Annotated in this window: 14 protein-coding genes; 2 read left to right on the top strand and 12 right to left on the bottom strand. The window is 37.5% G+C overall.

Annotation, left to right across the window (positions count from 1 at the left end):
- Positions 1–81: 81 nt before the first annotated feature.
- The 3 genes from BWD121_RS00305 to BWD121_RS00295 all read right to left on the bottom strand — a co-directional run bounded on the left by BWD121_RS00305 (position 82) and on the right by BWD121_RS00295 (position 4,043).
- On the bottom strand, positions 82–945 hold the full coding sequence (locus BWD121_RS00305; RefSeq protein ID WP_078662893.1) for a porin: 864 nt from the start codon (positions 943–945) through the stop codon (positions 82–84).
- A 766-nt stretch (positions 946–1,711) separates the two neighbouring features.
- Positions 1,712–2,863, bottom strand: a complete 1,152-nt coding sequence (gene lldD, locus BWD121_RS00300) for an FMN-dependent L-lactate dehydrogenase LldD (RefSeq protein WP_078662892.1) — start codon at positions 2,861–2,863, stop codon at positions 1,712–1,714.
- A 91-nt stretch (positions 2,864–2,954) separates the two neighbouring features.
- A complete protein-coding gene (locus tag BWD121_RS00295; protein WP_078662891.1) occupies positions 2,955–4,043 on the bottom strand; it encodes a 2'-deoxycytidine 5'-triphosphate deaminase in 1,089 nt (362 codons plus the stop codon).
- Positions 4,044–4,379: 336 nt separating this feature from the next.
- Here BWD121_RS00295 and mutL point away from each other — a divergent pair, with 336 nt between their 5' ends.
- Together mutL and BWD121_RS00285 are read left to right on the top strand one after the other, a co-directional pair.
- Entirely contained in the window at positions 4,380–6,224 is a 1,845-nt protein-coding gene (mutL, locus tag BWD121_RS00290) for a DNA mismatch repair endonuclease MutL (RefSeq protein WP_078662890.1), read from the top strand.
- A gap of 112 nt (positions 6,225–6,336) precedes the next feature.
- Positions 6,337–6,579: a DUF2093 domain-containing protein gene (locus tag BWD121_RS00285; RefSeq protein ID WP_078662889.1), complete on the top strand. Its 243-nt coding sequence runs from the start codon at positions 6,337–6,339 to the stop codon at positions 6,577–6,579.
- Positions 6,580–6,606: 27 nt separating this feature from the next.
- Here BWD121_RS00285 and lpxK read toward each other — a convergent pair whose 3' ends face one another.
- The 9 genes from lpxK to BWD121_RS00240 all read right to left on the bottom strand — a co-directional run bounded on the left by lpxK (position 6,607) and on the right by BWD121_RS00240 (position 15,713).
- A complete protein-coding gene (gene lpxK / locus BWD121_RS00280; protein ID WP_078662888.1) occupies positions 6,607–7,626 on the bottom strand; it encodes a tetraacyldisaccharide 4'-kinase in 1,020 nt (339 codons plus the stop codon).
- The gene (gene waaA, locus BWD121_RS00275; RefSeq protein ID WP_078662887.1) at positions 7,616–8,938 is read right to left on the bottom strand and encodes a lipid IV(A) 3-deoxy-D-manno-octulosonic acid transferase; all 1,323 of its coding nucleotides are present in this window, start codon (positions 8,936–8,938) and stop codon (positions 7,616–7,618) included. The genes lpxK and waaA overlap by 11 nt, the downstream gene beginning before the upstream one ends.
- A 12-nt stretch (positions 8,939–8,950) precedes the next feature.
- Entirely contained in the window at positions 8,951–9,706 is a 756-nt protein-coding gene (locus BWD121_RS00270; RefSeq protein WP_078662886.1) for a lysophospholipid acyltransferase family protein, read from the bottom strand.
- 72 nt (positions 9,707–9,778) lie between these two features.
- Entirely contained in the window at positions 9,779–10,021 is a 243-nt protein-coding gene (locus tag BWD121_RS00265) for a DUF4170 domain-containing protein (RefSeq protein WP_078662885.1), read from the bottom strand.
- A 45-nt stretch (positions 10,022–10,066) separates the two neighbouring features.
- Entirely contained in the window at positions 10,067–10,873 is an 807-nt protein-coding gene (locus tag BWD121_RS00260; protein ID WP_078662884.1) for a 3'(2'),5'-bisphosphate nucleotidase CysQ, read from the bottom strand.
- Positions 10,860–12,191, bottom strand: a complete 1,332-nt coding sequence (locus tag BWD121_RS00255) for a TldD/PmbA family protein (RefSeq protein WP_078662883.1) — start codon at positions 12,189–12,191, stop codon at positions 10,860–10,862. Before BWD121_RS00255 ends, BWD121_RS00260 begins: the two co-directional genes overlap by 14 nt.
- Positions 12,192–12,287: 96 nt before the next feature.
- Positions 12,288–13,121, bottom strand: coding sequence for a patatin-like phospholipase family protein (locus BWD121_RS00250; RefSeq protein ID WP_078662882.1), 834 nt, complete (start codon positions 13,119–13,121; stop codon positions 12,288–12,290).
- Between the two features lie 677 nt (positions 13,122–13,798).
- A complete protein-coding gene (rsmD, locus tag BWD121_RS00245) occupies positions 13,799–14,356 on the bottom strand; it encodes a 16S rRNA (guanine(966)-N(2))-methyltransferase RsmD (RefSeq protein ID WP_078662881.1) in 558 nt (185 codons plus the stop codon).
- A gap of 1 nt (position 14,357) precedes the next feature.
- Positions 14,358–15,713, bottom strand: coding sequence for a pseudouridine synthase (locus BWD121_RS00240; protein WP_078664029.1), 1,356 nt, complete (start codon positions 15,711–15,713; stop codon positions 14,358–14,360).
- Between the last annotated feature and the right edge of the window lie 38 nt (positions 15,714–15,751).

The following is a 15,751-nucleotide window of genomic DNA, read 5'->3' as shown; positions in this document are numbered from 1 at the left end:
CAAAATGGCGCTTTACAATGTGTAATTGATCAAAAAACTTTATTTTAATAAAAGCTTTTTTATAACTTAACATCATAAACATTAAAATTTATAAGCTACACCAACGCGGAAATCGTTAGTTTTGTAGCTATACTCCATTCTACTCTTTGCGAATTTCTTTTTACCAAAATCCGAATAACGGTATTCTGTACGCAAAATAGTATTACCGATCATTACAAAATCAACACCAGCACCCAAAACATAACCAATCATTGTCCCTGTTCCTCCCACCGTGTTATCCACTATTTGACCCTGTTCTTCGCTTGACCTCAATGAAACATCTTGAAGCTGCGTATAAGAAATACCACCAGCGACATAAGGCATAACACGATCATCTGCAAAACCGACACGTACCCGTGTAGCACCAGCCCATTTCTGTTTTAAAGTACGATTATAAGTTGCAAATTTACTCTTTGAAACAACGTTTTCATTATACATACCATAGTCAGAAGCAGCAGCCATTCCTTCAGAATCTCTCGCTACGTTTTCATTGCTTAACTCTTTATTTTGAATATAATTATTTGTTTTAATAGTTTTTATGTTCTTTTTATCAGACAAAACCATATCCGTATCAACACTTAGAATAAAACTATTCCCGAGACTAACATTGGCACCTGCATAAAGACCTCCAACAAATCCTGAAAATTTAGGCATAAAATCTTTCTTAATCAAAGCCCATTTCTCAACATCACCATTCTTTAAATGACTTGAACTGAGATCAGTCTTACTTGAAAAAACACCAATCTGACCACCAAAATAAAAACCTGTCCAAGAAAAAGCAGGAGTAACAATAACTGATGGCTCAACAAACATTGATTCTTGAGGAATTGTACCATTTTTTGCTTGTACTGCAGAAGTTGCAAGCAAAACAAAAACAGATACTGTTATTAAATATTTCATGTACATAAATTTCCTCCTTAGTTACGATAGCTCTAACAAATAGTCTCACATTACTCTTCAAAAGAACTGTAGTAAAAATAATACAAGTATAGATAGAAATTAAAGCAATAAGTCATTTTCACACACCAAAGACACGAAACCACCAAGCATCTTAATATCTTTATACTTGCCCAAAACTTGTCGATGATATTAATTCGGTGTAATTAATAGAATTCTTCACACACAACTCATCTGTATGTGAGTTTACGCTTTGTATAAATTTTGCAAGCTGTGTAGAGAAGGCTTTGCATTGTTAAACGCTACTTCCCTATCCTTTATAGAGTCGTAATGTAAATTGTTTGTAGCTGATATATCTTGTTCAATATGCTGCTAATTACTTTATTCAAAAAAAACAAATGATGAATCTTACCTAGCACCCTCTCAGAACTATAGTGATACAATCACTCAGCACACAGAAAAAATTGAATAACATTCAATAGCGATTTGCAATCGTTATTAGATAAAAACTGCCTCAATATTGAATATAATAAGATCTAAATTTTTTATATATTGGAAAAACACACCTTGATTTCCAGCCTAAAATTACGAACTAATTTACCGTTTACGTGGAAGAATGATATGTTTTAAAATATTGATACAAAAACAAAAAGCATTAGTACTTTTGCAGACGCTAAAAAATAAAGCGATACAAATTATTTTTACTTTATAAATTATATTTTCCTTGTAATTACCCTTCTCTCTCAAAAAATAACATAGCGTGCTTTTGCATTGATCAATCCTTATAAATATCTGTATTGACTAAATTTTCACGTGTGATTTCTTTTATTGTACGAGCACCAATTAATGTCATAGCCACTCGCATTTCTTTAGCAAAAAGATCAAGGAGGTGAGCAACACCTTTCTCACCTGTTGCCGCAAGCGCATAAGCAAAAGCACGGCCAATCATAACAGCATCAGCCCCTTGTGCCACCATGCGTACAACATCAAGGCCAGACCGAACACCAGAGTCAGCAAAAATAGTCAAATCACCTTTTACAGCCTCCGCAACTGCCGGTAACGCCCGCACAGTTGATAGTACTCCATCAAGTTGACGCCCGCCATGATTAGAAACAACAATACCATCAGCACCAAATTGCACTGCTTCACGTGCATCCTTTGGATCAAGAATACCTTTCAGAATTATTTGTCCTTTCCAAAAATCCCGAATCCATTGTAAATCATGCCAAGCAATCGATGGGTCAAAATTTGCATCAAGCCAACCAATATAATCTTCTAGTTTAATTTTCTTTTGAAGATAAGTAGAAACATTTCCAAGATCATGTGGACGCCCCATAACACCAACATTCCAAGCCCAATGAGGATGGACAACAGCCTGTAATACACGGCGTAACCCAGCATAAGGCCCAGACATACCCGAATGAGCATCACGATAACGTGCACCGGGAACCGGCATATCAACTGTAAAAACTAATGTGCGTACACCAGCTGCCCAAGCTCGCTCTAACACATCACGCATAAACCCACGATCCTTGAGAATATAAAGTTGAAACCAAAATGCATTTCCAACTGCTGCCTCTACTTCTTCAATAGAGCAAACTGAAACGGAAGATAAAGTAAAAGAAATACCCTTCGCAACAGCCGCGCGCGCAGCTTGTACCTCACCACGACGCGCATACATACCAGTTAACCCAACAGGTGCGAGAACAATTGGCATACTTAATATTTGATCAAAAATCCGAGTTGAAAGATCAACCTCTCCAACTTGCTTAAGAATCCGTTGACGTAATGTAAGTGCATGAAGATCTCTACAATTACGCTGCATCGTTTTTTCAGCATAAGCACCACCATCAATATAGTGAAATAAAAAGGGAGGTAACCGACGTTTTGCTGCTTTGCGATAATCAAAAGTTGAAGAAATAATCACAGCGATATCCTTTTTCTATATATGAAATACCAAAGCTGTTTCCTCAAAAGCTAAACTTATGTATATTTAATCAAAATCTGTATTTTCAAACTCATTTAAAATGCTTAGACAGTTTTAATCCTTGTGCTTGATAATGCGAACCAATATCATGCCCATAAAGAAGCAACGGTCGATTTAGCATACGCTCATACACCAAACGACCAATCATTTGGCCATGCTCTAAGATAAATGGAACCTCATGGCTACGTACTTCTAAAACCGCCCTGGCTCCTTTCCCACCTGCCTGTGTATGTCCGAATCCTGGATCAAAAAAACCTGCATAGTGTACTCTAAATTCACCAACTAAGGGATTAAATGGTGTCATTTCAGCAGCATAAAGCGGCGGAACATGGATAGATTCTTGTGAAACTAAAATATAAAACTCATCAGGATCAAGAACCAATTCCATTTCACCACAATCATAAATAGGTTCCCAAAAATCTAAAACATTAGCAACACAACGTTGATCAATATCAATAACACTCGTATGATGTTTACCACGATAACCCACAAGCCCTTCTTCGTTTCCTTTCAAATTAACAGAAAGCCCAATACCATCGTCGTTAATATTGGGAAAATCGTCCGATATAAGTATTTCGTTTCTATGCAAAGCGTGCAACTCAGTTCCATTCAAATAACTTTGCCCCTTACGAAACCGAAGCTGTGATAAACGCGAACCTGTACGTACTAAAATCGGAAATGTGCGTGGACTAATTTCAAGATAAAGTGGACCATGATAACCCGCACAAATTTTATCAAACTCTTGAGCATTATCTGTAATTACACGTGTAAAAACATCTAACCGTCCTGTAGAACTTTTAGGATTAGCGACCGCAGAAAAAATGTTTGGCAAATCCAAATTTTCCAAAAGAGGAACAATATAAACACAGCCGGTTTCTAAAACTGCTCCATCCTGCAAATCAAATTCGTGTAACTTTAACCGTTCAAGCTTATCAAAAACTTTTGTATCCAGCCCTGGCATAAAGGAAGCACGTATGCGATATGCTTTTTTTCCCAAACGTAAATCAATACTCGCAGGTTGTATTTGATCGGCATCAAATGGGCAAATAGCTTTAAGAACGCTACTATCAATTAAAGCTTGTATATCACTATCTGCGAGAATACCGTTCGTGCACACCATATATTCTGCCTTTCATTTTTATTTGCCTCTTTTTGACCTAGATCATTAGTTATCGTAAGTTTTGTTAAGAATAATAAACTCATTCTTTACCGATGTATTCAACTGGTTTATAACCACAATTAATATAACTCAAAACTATAAAAATAGAACAGTCTTTGGTAAAGTGTGATCTAAGAGTAGAAACCTTGAAAATTCCAATTATGTATTATTTCTTCCATTGAAAGTGAACAGAACCATTCTTAAAATATTATTTTCAACTTTCTCTCACTCTTAGATATTGAGTAAATATTTTTTACTCTTTCTATACAGTAAAAACGAACCTTGTTAAATTAAACTATGATCATACGCCACCTCAGCGAAACCATTATTAACCAAATTGCCGCCGGTGAAGTTATTGAACGGCCAGCTAATGTTGTCAAAGAACTTGTTGAAAATGCTATTGACGCAGGAGCAACTCGTATTGAAATTGTTACAGCAAACGGTGGAAAAAACCTTATAAGAGTAAGTGATAATGGTTGTGGTATCTCAAAAGATCAATTAACTTTAGCAATTTCTCGTCATTGCACATCTAAACTTGTCGATGATGTACATAATATTCGCTTCCTTGGTTTTCGGGGAGAAGCCTTACCTTCTATTGGTTCTGTTGCTAAACTTAAACTCGTTTCACGAACACAAGACGCTGATAGCGCTGCTGAAATTATCGTTATAGCAGGAAAAGTTGAAGGACCAAAACCTGCTGCTGCTAATTCTGGAACAACTGTTGAAGTTCGTGACCTTTTTTTTGTGACACCAGCACGGCTAAAATTTATGAAAACTGATAGCGCTGAAATGAACGCTATTACAGACATGATTAAACGAATTGCTATCGCATTTCCACATATCCGTTTTTCTCTTTCTGGTAAAGATCGAACTCTTATGGAATTACCCGCAACTGAAAACAACACCCAAGGGCAATTAGAGCGTATTACACAGATTATGGGAAAAGAGTTTGGCTCCAACAGTATTACACTAAATGCTGAACGTGAAACAGCTCGTTTAACTGGTTTTGCCTGTTTGCCATCTTTCAATCGTGGTAATAGCCTTCATCAATTTGTCTATGTTAATGGGCGCCCAGTGCGCGATAAATTTCTATCGGGAGCAATCCGGGGGGCTTACACCGATGTTATGGCTCCAAATCGCCATGCTGTATCCATTCTTTTTATCGATTTGCCACCTGCTGATGTAGATGTCAATGTGCACCCAGCAAAAGCTGATGTAAGATTTCGTGACCCCGGTTTAATTCGCGGATTAATTATTGGAGCCATTCATGAGGCATTACGTCAGACTGGCATTCGCCCCAGTTCAACAGGCTCTAAAGCGATGTTAGCTGCATTTCAAAGACAATCATCATTCAAAACTTTTAGAAGCCCTCATCAGCCTTTTTCCTATAACCCGCAACCACAATATGCTGCACCAGGAACTACATCAGCAGATCATAAACCAGTAGACATTCCTGACTTTGCTGGTTTAAGAGAAAATATCACCCCTATGATAGAATATGTAAACACACCTAGTAGTGACGTAGGTGCTGTAACTCACCCCCCTACATCAGAAGAATTACACTATCCATTAGGCGCTGCAAAAGCACAAATTCATAAAAACTATATTGTCGCTCAAACCAAAAATAGTTTGATTATTGTAGACCAGCATGCTGCCCATGAAAGATTGGTTTATGAAGCCCTTAAAAATGCACTTTACTCCAAACCATTACCTTCACAATTATTGCTTATTCCTGAAATTGTAGAACTCTCTGAAGAAGATGCAGCGTGCCTTTTAGTGCATAAAGATGTTTTGCAGAAATTTGGTTTAGGAATTGAAGCATTTGGATCAGGGGCAATCGTAGTGCGTGAAACACCCACCATGTTAGGAGAAATCAACGCACAAGCTCTTATCAGAGACCTTGTCGATGAAGCGTCTGAGTACGATACCACAGATAATTTAAAAGCAATGCTCAATCATGTTGCAGCAACCATGGCTTGTCATAGTTCAATACGTTCAGGACGCCTTTTGCATCCTAAAGAAATGAATGCTCTTTTACGACAAATGGAAGCAACACCTAATTCAAGCACATGTAATCATGGCCGCCCTACTTATATTGAGCTCAAACTAGCCGATATAGAACGTCTTTTTGGAAGAAAATAAAATCTCACTCACTATTCTAACCTGAAAAAATATTTTAATTCACTCTCGACTTTATAAAGAAAGCATCTTATGGCACTTTATATGTTATAAAAATAGAAAGGGCTCATAGAGAATGTTTTCTAATAATGAACGTGAAGCAACTATTCAGTATTCTAGTAATGGATACAAAATTGTGAAATACGGAACTTATACTCTTTGTGCTGTTAGCGGACAAAAAATCCCTATAGATGACCTAAAATACTGGAATCATCATCGTCAAGAAGCATATGCTAATTGTGAATTGTCCTATCGTCGTGAACTTGAATGCAATCCACATCTTCGCCAATTATTAAAAATAGCGAATGAAAACCCATAAAGCAGAAACTAGTGCTTTAAATATAGATTAAAAAGAATGTTTGCGCTTCCTAAAACGGGTCATAACCTCTTCAAGCAACATACGACAAAAATCTGCTTGAATAAAATCAACTTCAACATCAAATACGGTAAGATTTTTTAACTCTTTTTGCAAGCCATTCGCTTGTATGCGAGTATAATCTTTAGCAGTGGTAGCTAGCCACAAATTGTGAATTTTGGCTTTTTGTGCAAGATTCTTTAGATCCGTACTGGTAAAAAAATAGTGATCTGGATAAGAACACGTTTGCATAACATGACCAGACATCTCTTTAATGGATTCGAAAAATTTATCTGGGTTGCCAATACCCGCAAACGCCAAAAAAGATTTTCCAGCAACCTCATCAGCAACCAAAGGTTTAAGACGAGCATAATGCAATGGTTTTCCAGAGCCCTCTACCACAAAAGCCACATCATTATGAGAAGCCGTGTGACCAATGATTAAAACACTATCCATTAAAGAAAACTGAGTTTCTAATGGTGCGCGCAAGGGCCCTGCTGGAAAAACAGCCCCGTTTCCAAAACCACGCATTGCATCCACCACCAGTAATGCATAATCCATATAAAGGCGACGACTTTGAAACCCATCATCCATTAAAATAAGATTACAGCCTTCTTCCTTAAGGCGTTGTGCCGCCGCATAACGATTAGGCGATACTGCTATCAAAGCATAACGTGCAAGTAAAAGCGGCTCATCTCCAACATCACGTGCATTATCATATTTCTCATTAACAAGATGTACACCTTTAGTCGTCCCTCCATAACCACGCGACACAATGCCAGGAACAAAACCAAGCTCTTTGGCTACTTTGGCAAAAGCAATCACAACAGGTGTTTTGCCCGCTCCACCTAATGTAAAATTGCCAATACACAAAACTGGCAAATCAATAACACAGGGCTGTCTTTTCATACGACAATGTGAAAAATAGCCATAAACTTTAGCAATTGGTGTAAATAAAAAACGTAAAATGCTTTTATTTTTCCACCAAAAATGGGGAGCTCTAATAAGCATACCCACCCCGACACTGACTTAAACTTGTCTGCATTACAAGTGGCTGTAAAAATGGATCAAGAATCTTTAATGTGCGCTCAAGTGCACCTGCCATATCTGTTGCAATTTCATATGCTTTATTAACCATTTCTTGCCGAAATATTTCATCTGTTAAAAGCTTCTGTACTTGAAGTGCAAGCTGCGCAGTATCTTCAACTATACAAGCTGCATCACGAGATAAAAAATGTTCAAATATATCTCGGAAATTTGCGACATGAGGCCCCGTTAAAATAGCTACACCAAGCAAAGCCAATTCCAATGGATTATGACCACCGTAACCACATAACGATTTACCAATGAAAGCAACTTTTGATAAGCGAAGAAAAAGCCCTACTTCCCCAATTGTATCTCCCAGTAAAATATCTGTATTTGCATCTGGAACAGCATGCCTGCTTCTACGAATAAAACGCAAACCTTTATCACTACATGCCTTGATAATATCTTCTGAACGCTCAGGATGACGCGGAACAACGATCGTTAATAAATCTGGCCAATAATTTTTAAGAATTTTATGAACCTCAAAAACTATCTTCTCTTCCCCTTCATGAGTTGAAATAGCAGCCCAAACTGGACGATCTCCAATAGCATTACAATAACGTGTAACCAACGATTGGTTTACAATCGGAACAACATCAGTTTTAAGATTACCAGAAAGCGCAACAGACTTTACCCCAAGCGCGTGATAGTAAGCTACATCCTTTTGACTTTGACAAATAACCATATCAATATGTTTAAAAATGTGCTTAGCAAGGGGTAATCGTTTTTGCCACGCCTTAAAAGAAGGTTCAGACATACGTGCGTTAACCAGAATCTGTGGAATACGCATTTTAGCAAGTGTTTTTATACGTAAAGGCCAAATTTCTGATTCACAAATCAATACTAAATCAGGCTTCCAATTGCTGATAAAACGACATATAACCGATTCTAAATCCAATGGAGCATATTGATGAATTAACCGATCACCAAAATGCTTTTTTACAAGAGTGGAAGATGTCACAGTGCTTGTTGTCAACAATACATTAATTTTTAAAGATAAGATATAATTAATAAGTGGGAAAAGAGAAAGTGTTTCTCCAATACTGGCCGCATGAAACCAAATCAATGGGCTTTGAGGACGCACTTTATGGCTTTTACCCAAACGTTCCTTCTGCCGCCCCGGTTCTTCCTTTCCACATATAGTACGACAAAATAAATAAAAGGGCACTATAGGGCGCGAACAAGAACCAACTATCCGATAAATTGAAAGGGCTATTCGTGCTTTTAAGTCTATCATCTTCAATAAACCTTACTCACCTATTGCAAGACGATTATAAGCTTCATCCGTTAAGCGATTCATCATATCTGTTAATTGCATGCGTTTTTCTTCTAGCAAAGCATCATTTGCATCCTTGGAAACGAAAAATGCCTCCCCAACGAGAACAATTGAACGCCCAAAAGGGAGTGGAATTGCAGTTTTATCCCACGTTTTTTCAAGAATTTTCTCTCTTGAAAAAGCATATACACAAGGAATAATAGGACGACCCGATAATTTAGCTAATAAAATAATTCCTTTCCCAGCTTCACGTGCTTTTTTATGTGAGATATCTGCAATCATAGCTGCCGTTTTTCCAGATTTAAGAGCGTTTTTTAGCGTTAACAACGCCTGCGCGCCCCCCTTATTTACGTGATGCGTTTGACCGCGTCCCCCTGAACCACGTACAATTTCAAACCCTAATTTTTTTGCCAATTGCGCATTTATTTCTGCATCTGCAGAACGAGAAAACATAGCCATAACCACTTCATCTCGAGAACGCAGAAAAGGCGCCATAATATGGCGCCCATGCCAAAATGTGATAATAAATGGATTATAAGAATTGTACGTCTTTGTAAGATCATCTGAACTTTTTAATCGCGGATTTGTCCAATAAACAAAACGTAGATAGTTCACCAATAACCATACAATAAAAACTTGGACAAACCACGTTTCCATCAATAAACCACGATTTTTTCGCCAAAATCGCTTTAAAACACTATCCTTTTTCTTCTGAATTATTTCACTCATCTTGATGTCAAATCCAGTCAATTTAGTCTGACTGCTTTATTGTAGCCGGAAAATAATATTTGAATACTTAAATTATGCATCACTTATTTCAGGATCAAGAAGTCGGTGCAAATGCACAATATAATAACGTTGTAATGCGTTATCTACACTACTTTGCGCCTTTGCCCGCCATGCTGCATGAGCTGATTGGTAATCTGGGAAAATACCTACTATATCCAAATCATTAATATTTCTAAATTGATTGTCATCAAGATTTTCTAATTCCCCACCAAATACAAGGTGCAATAATTGCTTTTTCTTGTTGGTTTCATTCATTACTGCCTCCGTATCGTTAAACTTTAGTTTATGTTGTTCATTTGATTAAACTAACTTTGCTTGACGAACAACATCTATCATATTTTGACAGCAATTATTTTCACCAGCAATTAAAAAGCCATATTGATAAGGCTCAATTCTATAAGAAATAAACGGTGCATCAAATGATATAAAACGTCCACCACACTCTTGCAAAATAAGATCAGCAGCAGCAATATCCCAACCATGACAATTTGGTCGAACCAACACAAGATCGATCTCACCTTGAGCAACAAGGGCAATACGATAAGCAAGAGAAGGAATATAACGAAAAAAACTAACCTGATTTAAAAAATCGCACGGTAATTTTTGGGCAACTGATTGATCAAGAGAAATTCCATATTTCTGATTAACATGAGACGACATTAAGCGAGGCAACTTTATACCATTCAACGTCGCCCCCTGACCAATGGCAGCAGCATAAATATCTCCTTTAGCTGGACACTGCAAAACACCCACAACAGGACGCCCATTTTCAATAATGGCAACCGAAATACACCAATAAATACTGCCAGAAAGAAAACCACGTGTTCCATCAATGGGATCAACCATAAAATAGCGCTCATAAACCTGTTGTGTTTGATTCTCTTCCATTTCTTCTGAAATCCAGCCATAAGTCGGTCGCGCTTTAAGAAGTCGTTCCCTCAAAAAGTGATCAACTGCGAAATCCGCCTCACTGACCGGTGAATTACCATCTTTGATCCAAACTTCTTGCTCATACCCAAAATATTTCATCGCCAAATCCCCCGCTTCTCGACAAACATTAAGCAAAAGATTAAGGTCAGAATGATAATGCGCGTTATTTTCCTGCAAGTGTCATTCCTTCAATTAACAATGTTGGAGAAGCTGTTGCATAACGTCGATCAATATCAGTGGCCGGTGTTAAATGCGCTAACATATGAAGCAAATCAGAGCCCAAAGTTACTTCGCTCACCGGATAAGCGATTTCACCATTTTCAATCCAAAAACCGGAAGCACCACGACTATATTGACCGGTAACAAAATCAATCCCATGCCCAAACAATTCTGTAACATAAAAACCATTTCGTAAAGCTTTTATCATATCATGAGGTGATGCTAAACCTGGTTCAATAGCAAAATTAGTACTCGCTGGTTGAATAAACGATCCACAACGTACACCGTGCCCATTGGTTTTAAGCCCCAATTCACGAGCTGCTGATGATGAAAGAAGCCAAGTTTTTAAAACACCATTTTCAATAATATTTAATGTTTGCCCTTCTACCCCTTCACCATCAAAAGGACGAGAAGCATTGCCACGCAATCTCAAAGGCTGATCTGTTACATTGACATCAGGTTTCATCACCCTTGTCCCTTGTAAATTCTGTAAAAGGCTCGTTTTACGAGCAACCGATGCTCCATTAACCATACATGCAATATGCCCAGCAATTTCGCGAGCCACACGCGGATCAAAAATAACATCAACTACCCCAGTAGCTGCACGAACTGCTCCTAAACGCCGAACTGCTCTTGATCCTGCATTTCTGCCAATAACTTCTGCTTCTTCCAAATCAGAAAAATGTAAAGAAGTTGTATAATCATAATCTCGTTCCATTGCTGTACCTTCACCAGCAAGTGCACTACAAGAACGTGAAAAACAACTAGAACGATACGCCTTACAAAAACCATTGCTGGTTATAAGAACAAGCCCACTATTGCCGTAAGCTGTTGTAGCACCACCAGAATTGTTGACTCCTTTAACATCAAGAGCTGCTGCTTCCATTTTCAAAGCATCTTCTGTTAAAAAATGGCTTTGCGGAACAAAACCATCAAAAAGATCAAGATCCTTAGGATGAGTGACCAAACATCCTTTATCTACCAAACCTTCAAACAAATTATCAGGTGAAGCTTTAGCCATAGCAACAGCACGCTCTGCTAATTTTTCTGGATATGATGCCAAATTAGCAGAAACACTTGCTAGTTTTTTCCCTACAAAAACTCTCAATGTAAAATCATTACTTTTCGAAGCTTCTGTCGATTCAACTTTGCCCAGATGAACCGATACACGAACAGAATGTGAATGGACAATAACAGCATCAGCAGCATCTGCCCCAGAACGCTTTGCCGCTTCAATCAATGAAACGGCTTTATCAATTTGTTCTTCGACAGTCATTATAAGCTCCTTCAAATATTTACCATTTACAATGATAAATCATTAACAAAATCATACAAAACATCATTTTTATATATTCATAGCCAAATATGCATATTAATATGCCATTGCATTTTCAATTAATTGAGAAATTTCCTTCTTAGCCTTTTCACGAAAAGGAGCTAAACGTTGTAAAATTTCTTTGGCTTCAAGAAAATCTAAAATATGAATCCCATCAATAGGAGGTTGCAATAAAAGATTCAAATTTGAAAACCGCAAACGTGCTGCAACAAGCGCCTGTTGTCCTACAACACTTGCAGCAATAAAGCTTTCCGCAACTGAAACATGTCCATTTTTACAATCAACTATTGGTGGCCCAATAACATCAACACCAATTGAAAGATCAACTGGTTCAATAAAGCAATCAAAAGGTACAGGATTACAAACCGCCCCATCAACCAACAAAATATGATTGCGCAAAACTGGCTTAAATAAACCAGGAATAGCAGAAGAAGCAGCTAAAGCCGAACGCAAATCTCCTTCTTGAATAATAACCATTTCTGCCGTTTTTAAATTTGTAGCCACAGCACAAAAAGGAACTTTTAAAGTACAAAAATCTCGTGGAAAATCGCGAGGTAAAAAATTCTCTAAAATAGATTCCAAATTAAATTGCAAAAAACGCAAACCACATTCCCATAGCTCTTTCCATGAAATCGGCATCAAAGACCATAAACGACGCAGAACATTATCCGAATGAGAAAAAGTCGAAAGACAATAATCCTCCCAATCAGCTTGTGTCATTCCAGCAGCTAAACCCGCACCTATAATCGAACCAATGGAAGACCCAGCAATAACACTTGGTTTTAAACCCAAATCTTCAAGCGCTCCAATAACCGGAAGATGACCAAAACCGCGCGCTCCTCCACTACCAAACGCTAAACCAATTTTCATTCTTATCGTGCCTCTTTTACTCTTCGATTTCTAAGCAAATATAAAGCAACACCCTTCTACGATTCGTGCTATCCATATTGGATCAATGCTTTAATATACTCACAACTACTAACGTCAGTCCTTTATTAAAATTTTAAGTAATTAATCTGACATGATCAAACATAACAATACTGATTATATTTTAGCGCGTATGTATAACTAATCAGCAATCCCCAATCTTATTCTTCATATACTTATGTCAGAAAGTGCTATTATATTTTTGTATCACATAAAAACCAATTGCACTTCTATTGTCTAAGTTTACTTGCTCTAACTTATACCTATCAACTACTTTTCACTGTAATAGATACCATAGAAAACACCCTATGCATTTATGTAAGATTGTTACTATGATATATCATTAAAATAGCGTACCTTTTTTGAAGACCGAAAACACATTTTTTAGCAGTAATTATTCACCATATCTACGTCTTTTAAACTATTAGAGAAAACGCACTCTATAAAGTAAGGCAACATTTCATACACTTACTAACAATCATCACCACACTAAGTTCTATCCATTAAAAATATTATTTACTCACGAAAATTATGATTATCTTTTACAATACTCAGATAAATAAGTTTAAAAGCGAATATAACCAATTATTATGGAGAATGACTTTTCTCAAAGTCAAAGATTATAATTGAAGCTTATAAATACGTATGGCTGTCTCACCATAAAAACGTTCATCATCTAAATGCAATATATCGGGTAAATTAATAACTGCCTCTTTCATTTCTTCGAGCACAAAAAGTGCTCCATCTTTTGCCCATCCACCTTTAAGAACCTCTATAAAAGCTTTTTCACCCAAACAATAACCATAAGGAGGATCTGCAAAAATAACATCAAATGGAAGCATTGTTCCAATATTACCAAGTTTAGTAGCATCACGACGCAAAATTCGCCCAATTGCTTGTAATCCAAAAGATTCAATATTTTTCTGAATTAAGCCACGCCCTTCAACTGAGTTTTCAACAAAAACAGCAGCTTTTGCACCACGTGAAAGCGCTTCAATGCCCAAAGCACCAGTGCCAGCAAAAAGATCAAGAACACGCTTATTTGCCCAAAATTGCTCCTCTCGGCTAACAAGAATATTAAAAAGACTTTCGCGCGTACGATCACTCGTCGGGCGAATGGATTGACCAAGAGGAGATGATAAAATACGCCCGGCAAATTTACCGCTAATAACTCGCATATCAGCCTCTAGATAATTTAGATGTTTTTATTCCATTTCTCACAGGTTTAAATTTGCTTAAATTACCACTACAAAACTTACTCTTTCGCTTGCTATCTGAAAAACGCTTATCATTATCGCCCGTGGTAACTTTCCCCTTCTTTTTAAAAAGCTGATCTTCCTTGCTGCAAGAACGTGTTGCATCATAAGGTATTTTGCCACGTTTTTTATTAAAATTAACGGAGTTCTCTTTTCGTAATTGGCCTTCTAATAATTTTTCTTTACCCGAAAATCTTTTACCAACATAATCACTTGCACGATTATGATAACTGTCTTCATTATAGCAAAACTTCTTACGCTCAACCTGTGGACGCGCGCCAGGAGCCATCCAAACATTAGAATGACGTGAACGCAGCGACAAATTCTTTGTTTTATCCATAGATTGTTCATCAGATTTCGTATTCAATCGTGCCCGACGACCTTCACAAAAGCCACTTTGTTTTTCATGTCGTGTACCATTTACACGAGAAATAACCTCATCATCACCTGCTAAAAAAAGCTTTTTACTGTTCTGTTTTTTTACAGAAACTACAGAATTTGAAAATGGTTTAAGAATAGGAGAATCAAAATCCGCATTGGCTTGTGCAATCAAACGTTCACCCAATTGATCACGTAATACCCGGCCTCTTAACTCACGAACTGCCCCTTTGTCTAAGTCAGCAAGTTGAAATGGACCATAAGATATACGAATTAAACGATTAACCGATAACCCTAAAGCTCCTAAAACATTCTTAATTTCATGATTTTTTCCTTCACGCAAAGCCACAGAAAGCCATATATTTGCTCCCTGCTCACGTTCAATTGATGCTTCAATCGAGCCATAAAAAACACCCTTAATCGCAATACCATTTTTAAGGCTATCAAGTTTACTCTGTTTAATTTTTCCGTGGGCACGCACCCGATATTTTCGCACCCATCCCGTTATAGGAAGCTCTAATATACGTGCTAAACCACCATCATTAGTTAATAACAAGAGCCCTTCTGTATTAATATCAAGACGACCCACAGATAAAACACGAGGCATTTCTTTCGGCAAATTATCAAATACTGTTGGTCTTCCCTCAGGATCACGGTTAGTTGTAACAAATCCTGCTGGTTTGTGGTAAAGCCATAAACGTGTTCTTTCCACAGGAGGCAAAGATTTGCCATCAACTGTAATAACATCAGAACGCGTAACATTAAAAACAGGCGTAGTTACAACTGCCCCATTAACAACAACACGCCCCGCAATAATCATCATTTCCGCATCACGACGCGATGCTACACCAGCACGTGCTAATCTTTTAGCAATCCGCTCATTTTCACTGTTGTCATCTATTTTCTTTTTATTTTGCTCCCCCTCAGATCTTTTAGAAA

Origin of the sequence: Bartonella sp. WD12.1 (assembly GCF_002022415.1) — a bacterium.
Lineage (GTDB): Bacteria > Pseudomonadota > Alphaproteobacteria > Rhizobiales > Rhizobiaceae > Bartonella.
Note: the sequence above shows the minus strand (reverse complement) of the source record. Positions and strands in the feature narration are given on the sequence as shown.

Bases quoted from the DNA above. Each gene is read 5' to 3' on its own strand.
- BWD121_RS00255 (WP_078662883.1), bottom strand. From the start codon at position 12,191: ATGACTGTCGAAGAACAAATTGATAAAGCCGTTTCATTGATTGAAGCG.
- BWD121_RS00305 (WP_078662893.1), bottom strand. From the start codon at position 945: ATGTACATGAAATATTTAATAACAGTATCTGTTTTTGTTTTGCTTGCA.
- waaA (WP_078662887.1), bottom strand. From the start codon at position 8,938: ATGATAGACTTAAAAGCACGAATAGCCCTTTCAATTTATCGGATAGTT.
- rsmD (WP_078662881.1), bottom strand. From the start codon at position 14,356: ATGCGAGTTATTAGCGGTAAATTTGCCGGGCGTATTTTATCATCTCCT.
- BWD121_RS00270 (WP_078662886.1), bottom strand. From the start codon at position 9,706: ATGAGTGAAATAATTCAGAAGAAAAAGGATAGTGTTTTAAAGCGATTT.
- BWD121_RS00250 (WP_078662882.1), bottom strand. From the start codon at position 13,121: ATGAAAATTGGTTTAGCGTTTGGTAGTGGAGGAGCGCGCGGTTTTGGT.
- BWD121_RS00265 (WP_078662885.1), bottom strand. From the start codon at position 10,021: ATGAATGAAACCAACAAGAAAAAGCAATTATTGCACCTTGTATTTGGT.
- BWD121_RS00295 (WP_078662891.1), bottom strand. From the start codon at position 4,043: ATGGTGTGCACGAACGGTATTCTCGCAGATAGTGATATACAAGCTTTA.
- lpxK (WP_078662888.1), bottom strand. From the start codon at position 7,626: ATGCTTATTAGAGCTCCCCATTTTTGGTGGAAAAATAAAAGCATTTTA.
- BWD121_RS00285 (WP_078662889.1), top strand. From the start codon at position 6,337: ATGTTTTCTAATAATGAACGTGAAGCAACTATTCAGTATTCTAGTAAT.
- mutL (WP_078662890.1), top strand. From the start codon at position 4,380: ATGATCATACGCCACCTCAGCGAAACCATTATTAACCAAATTGCCGCC.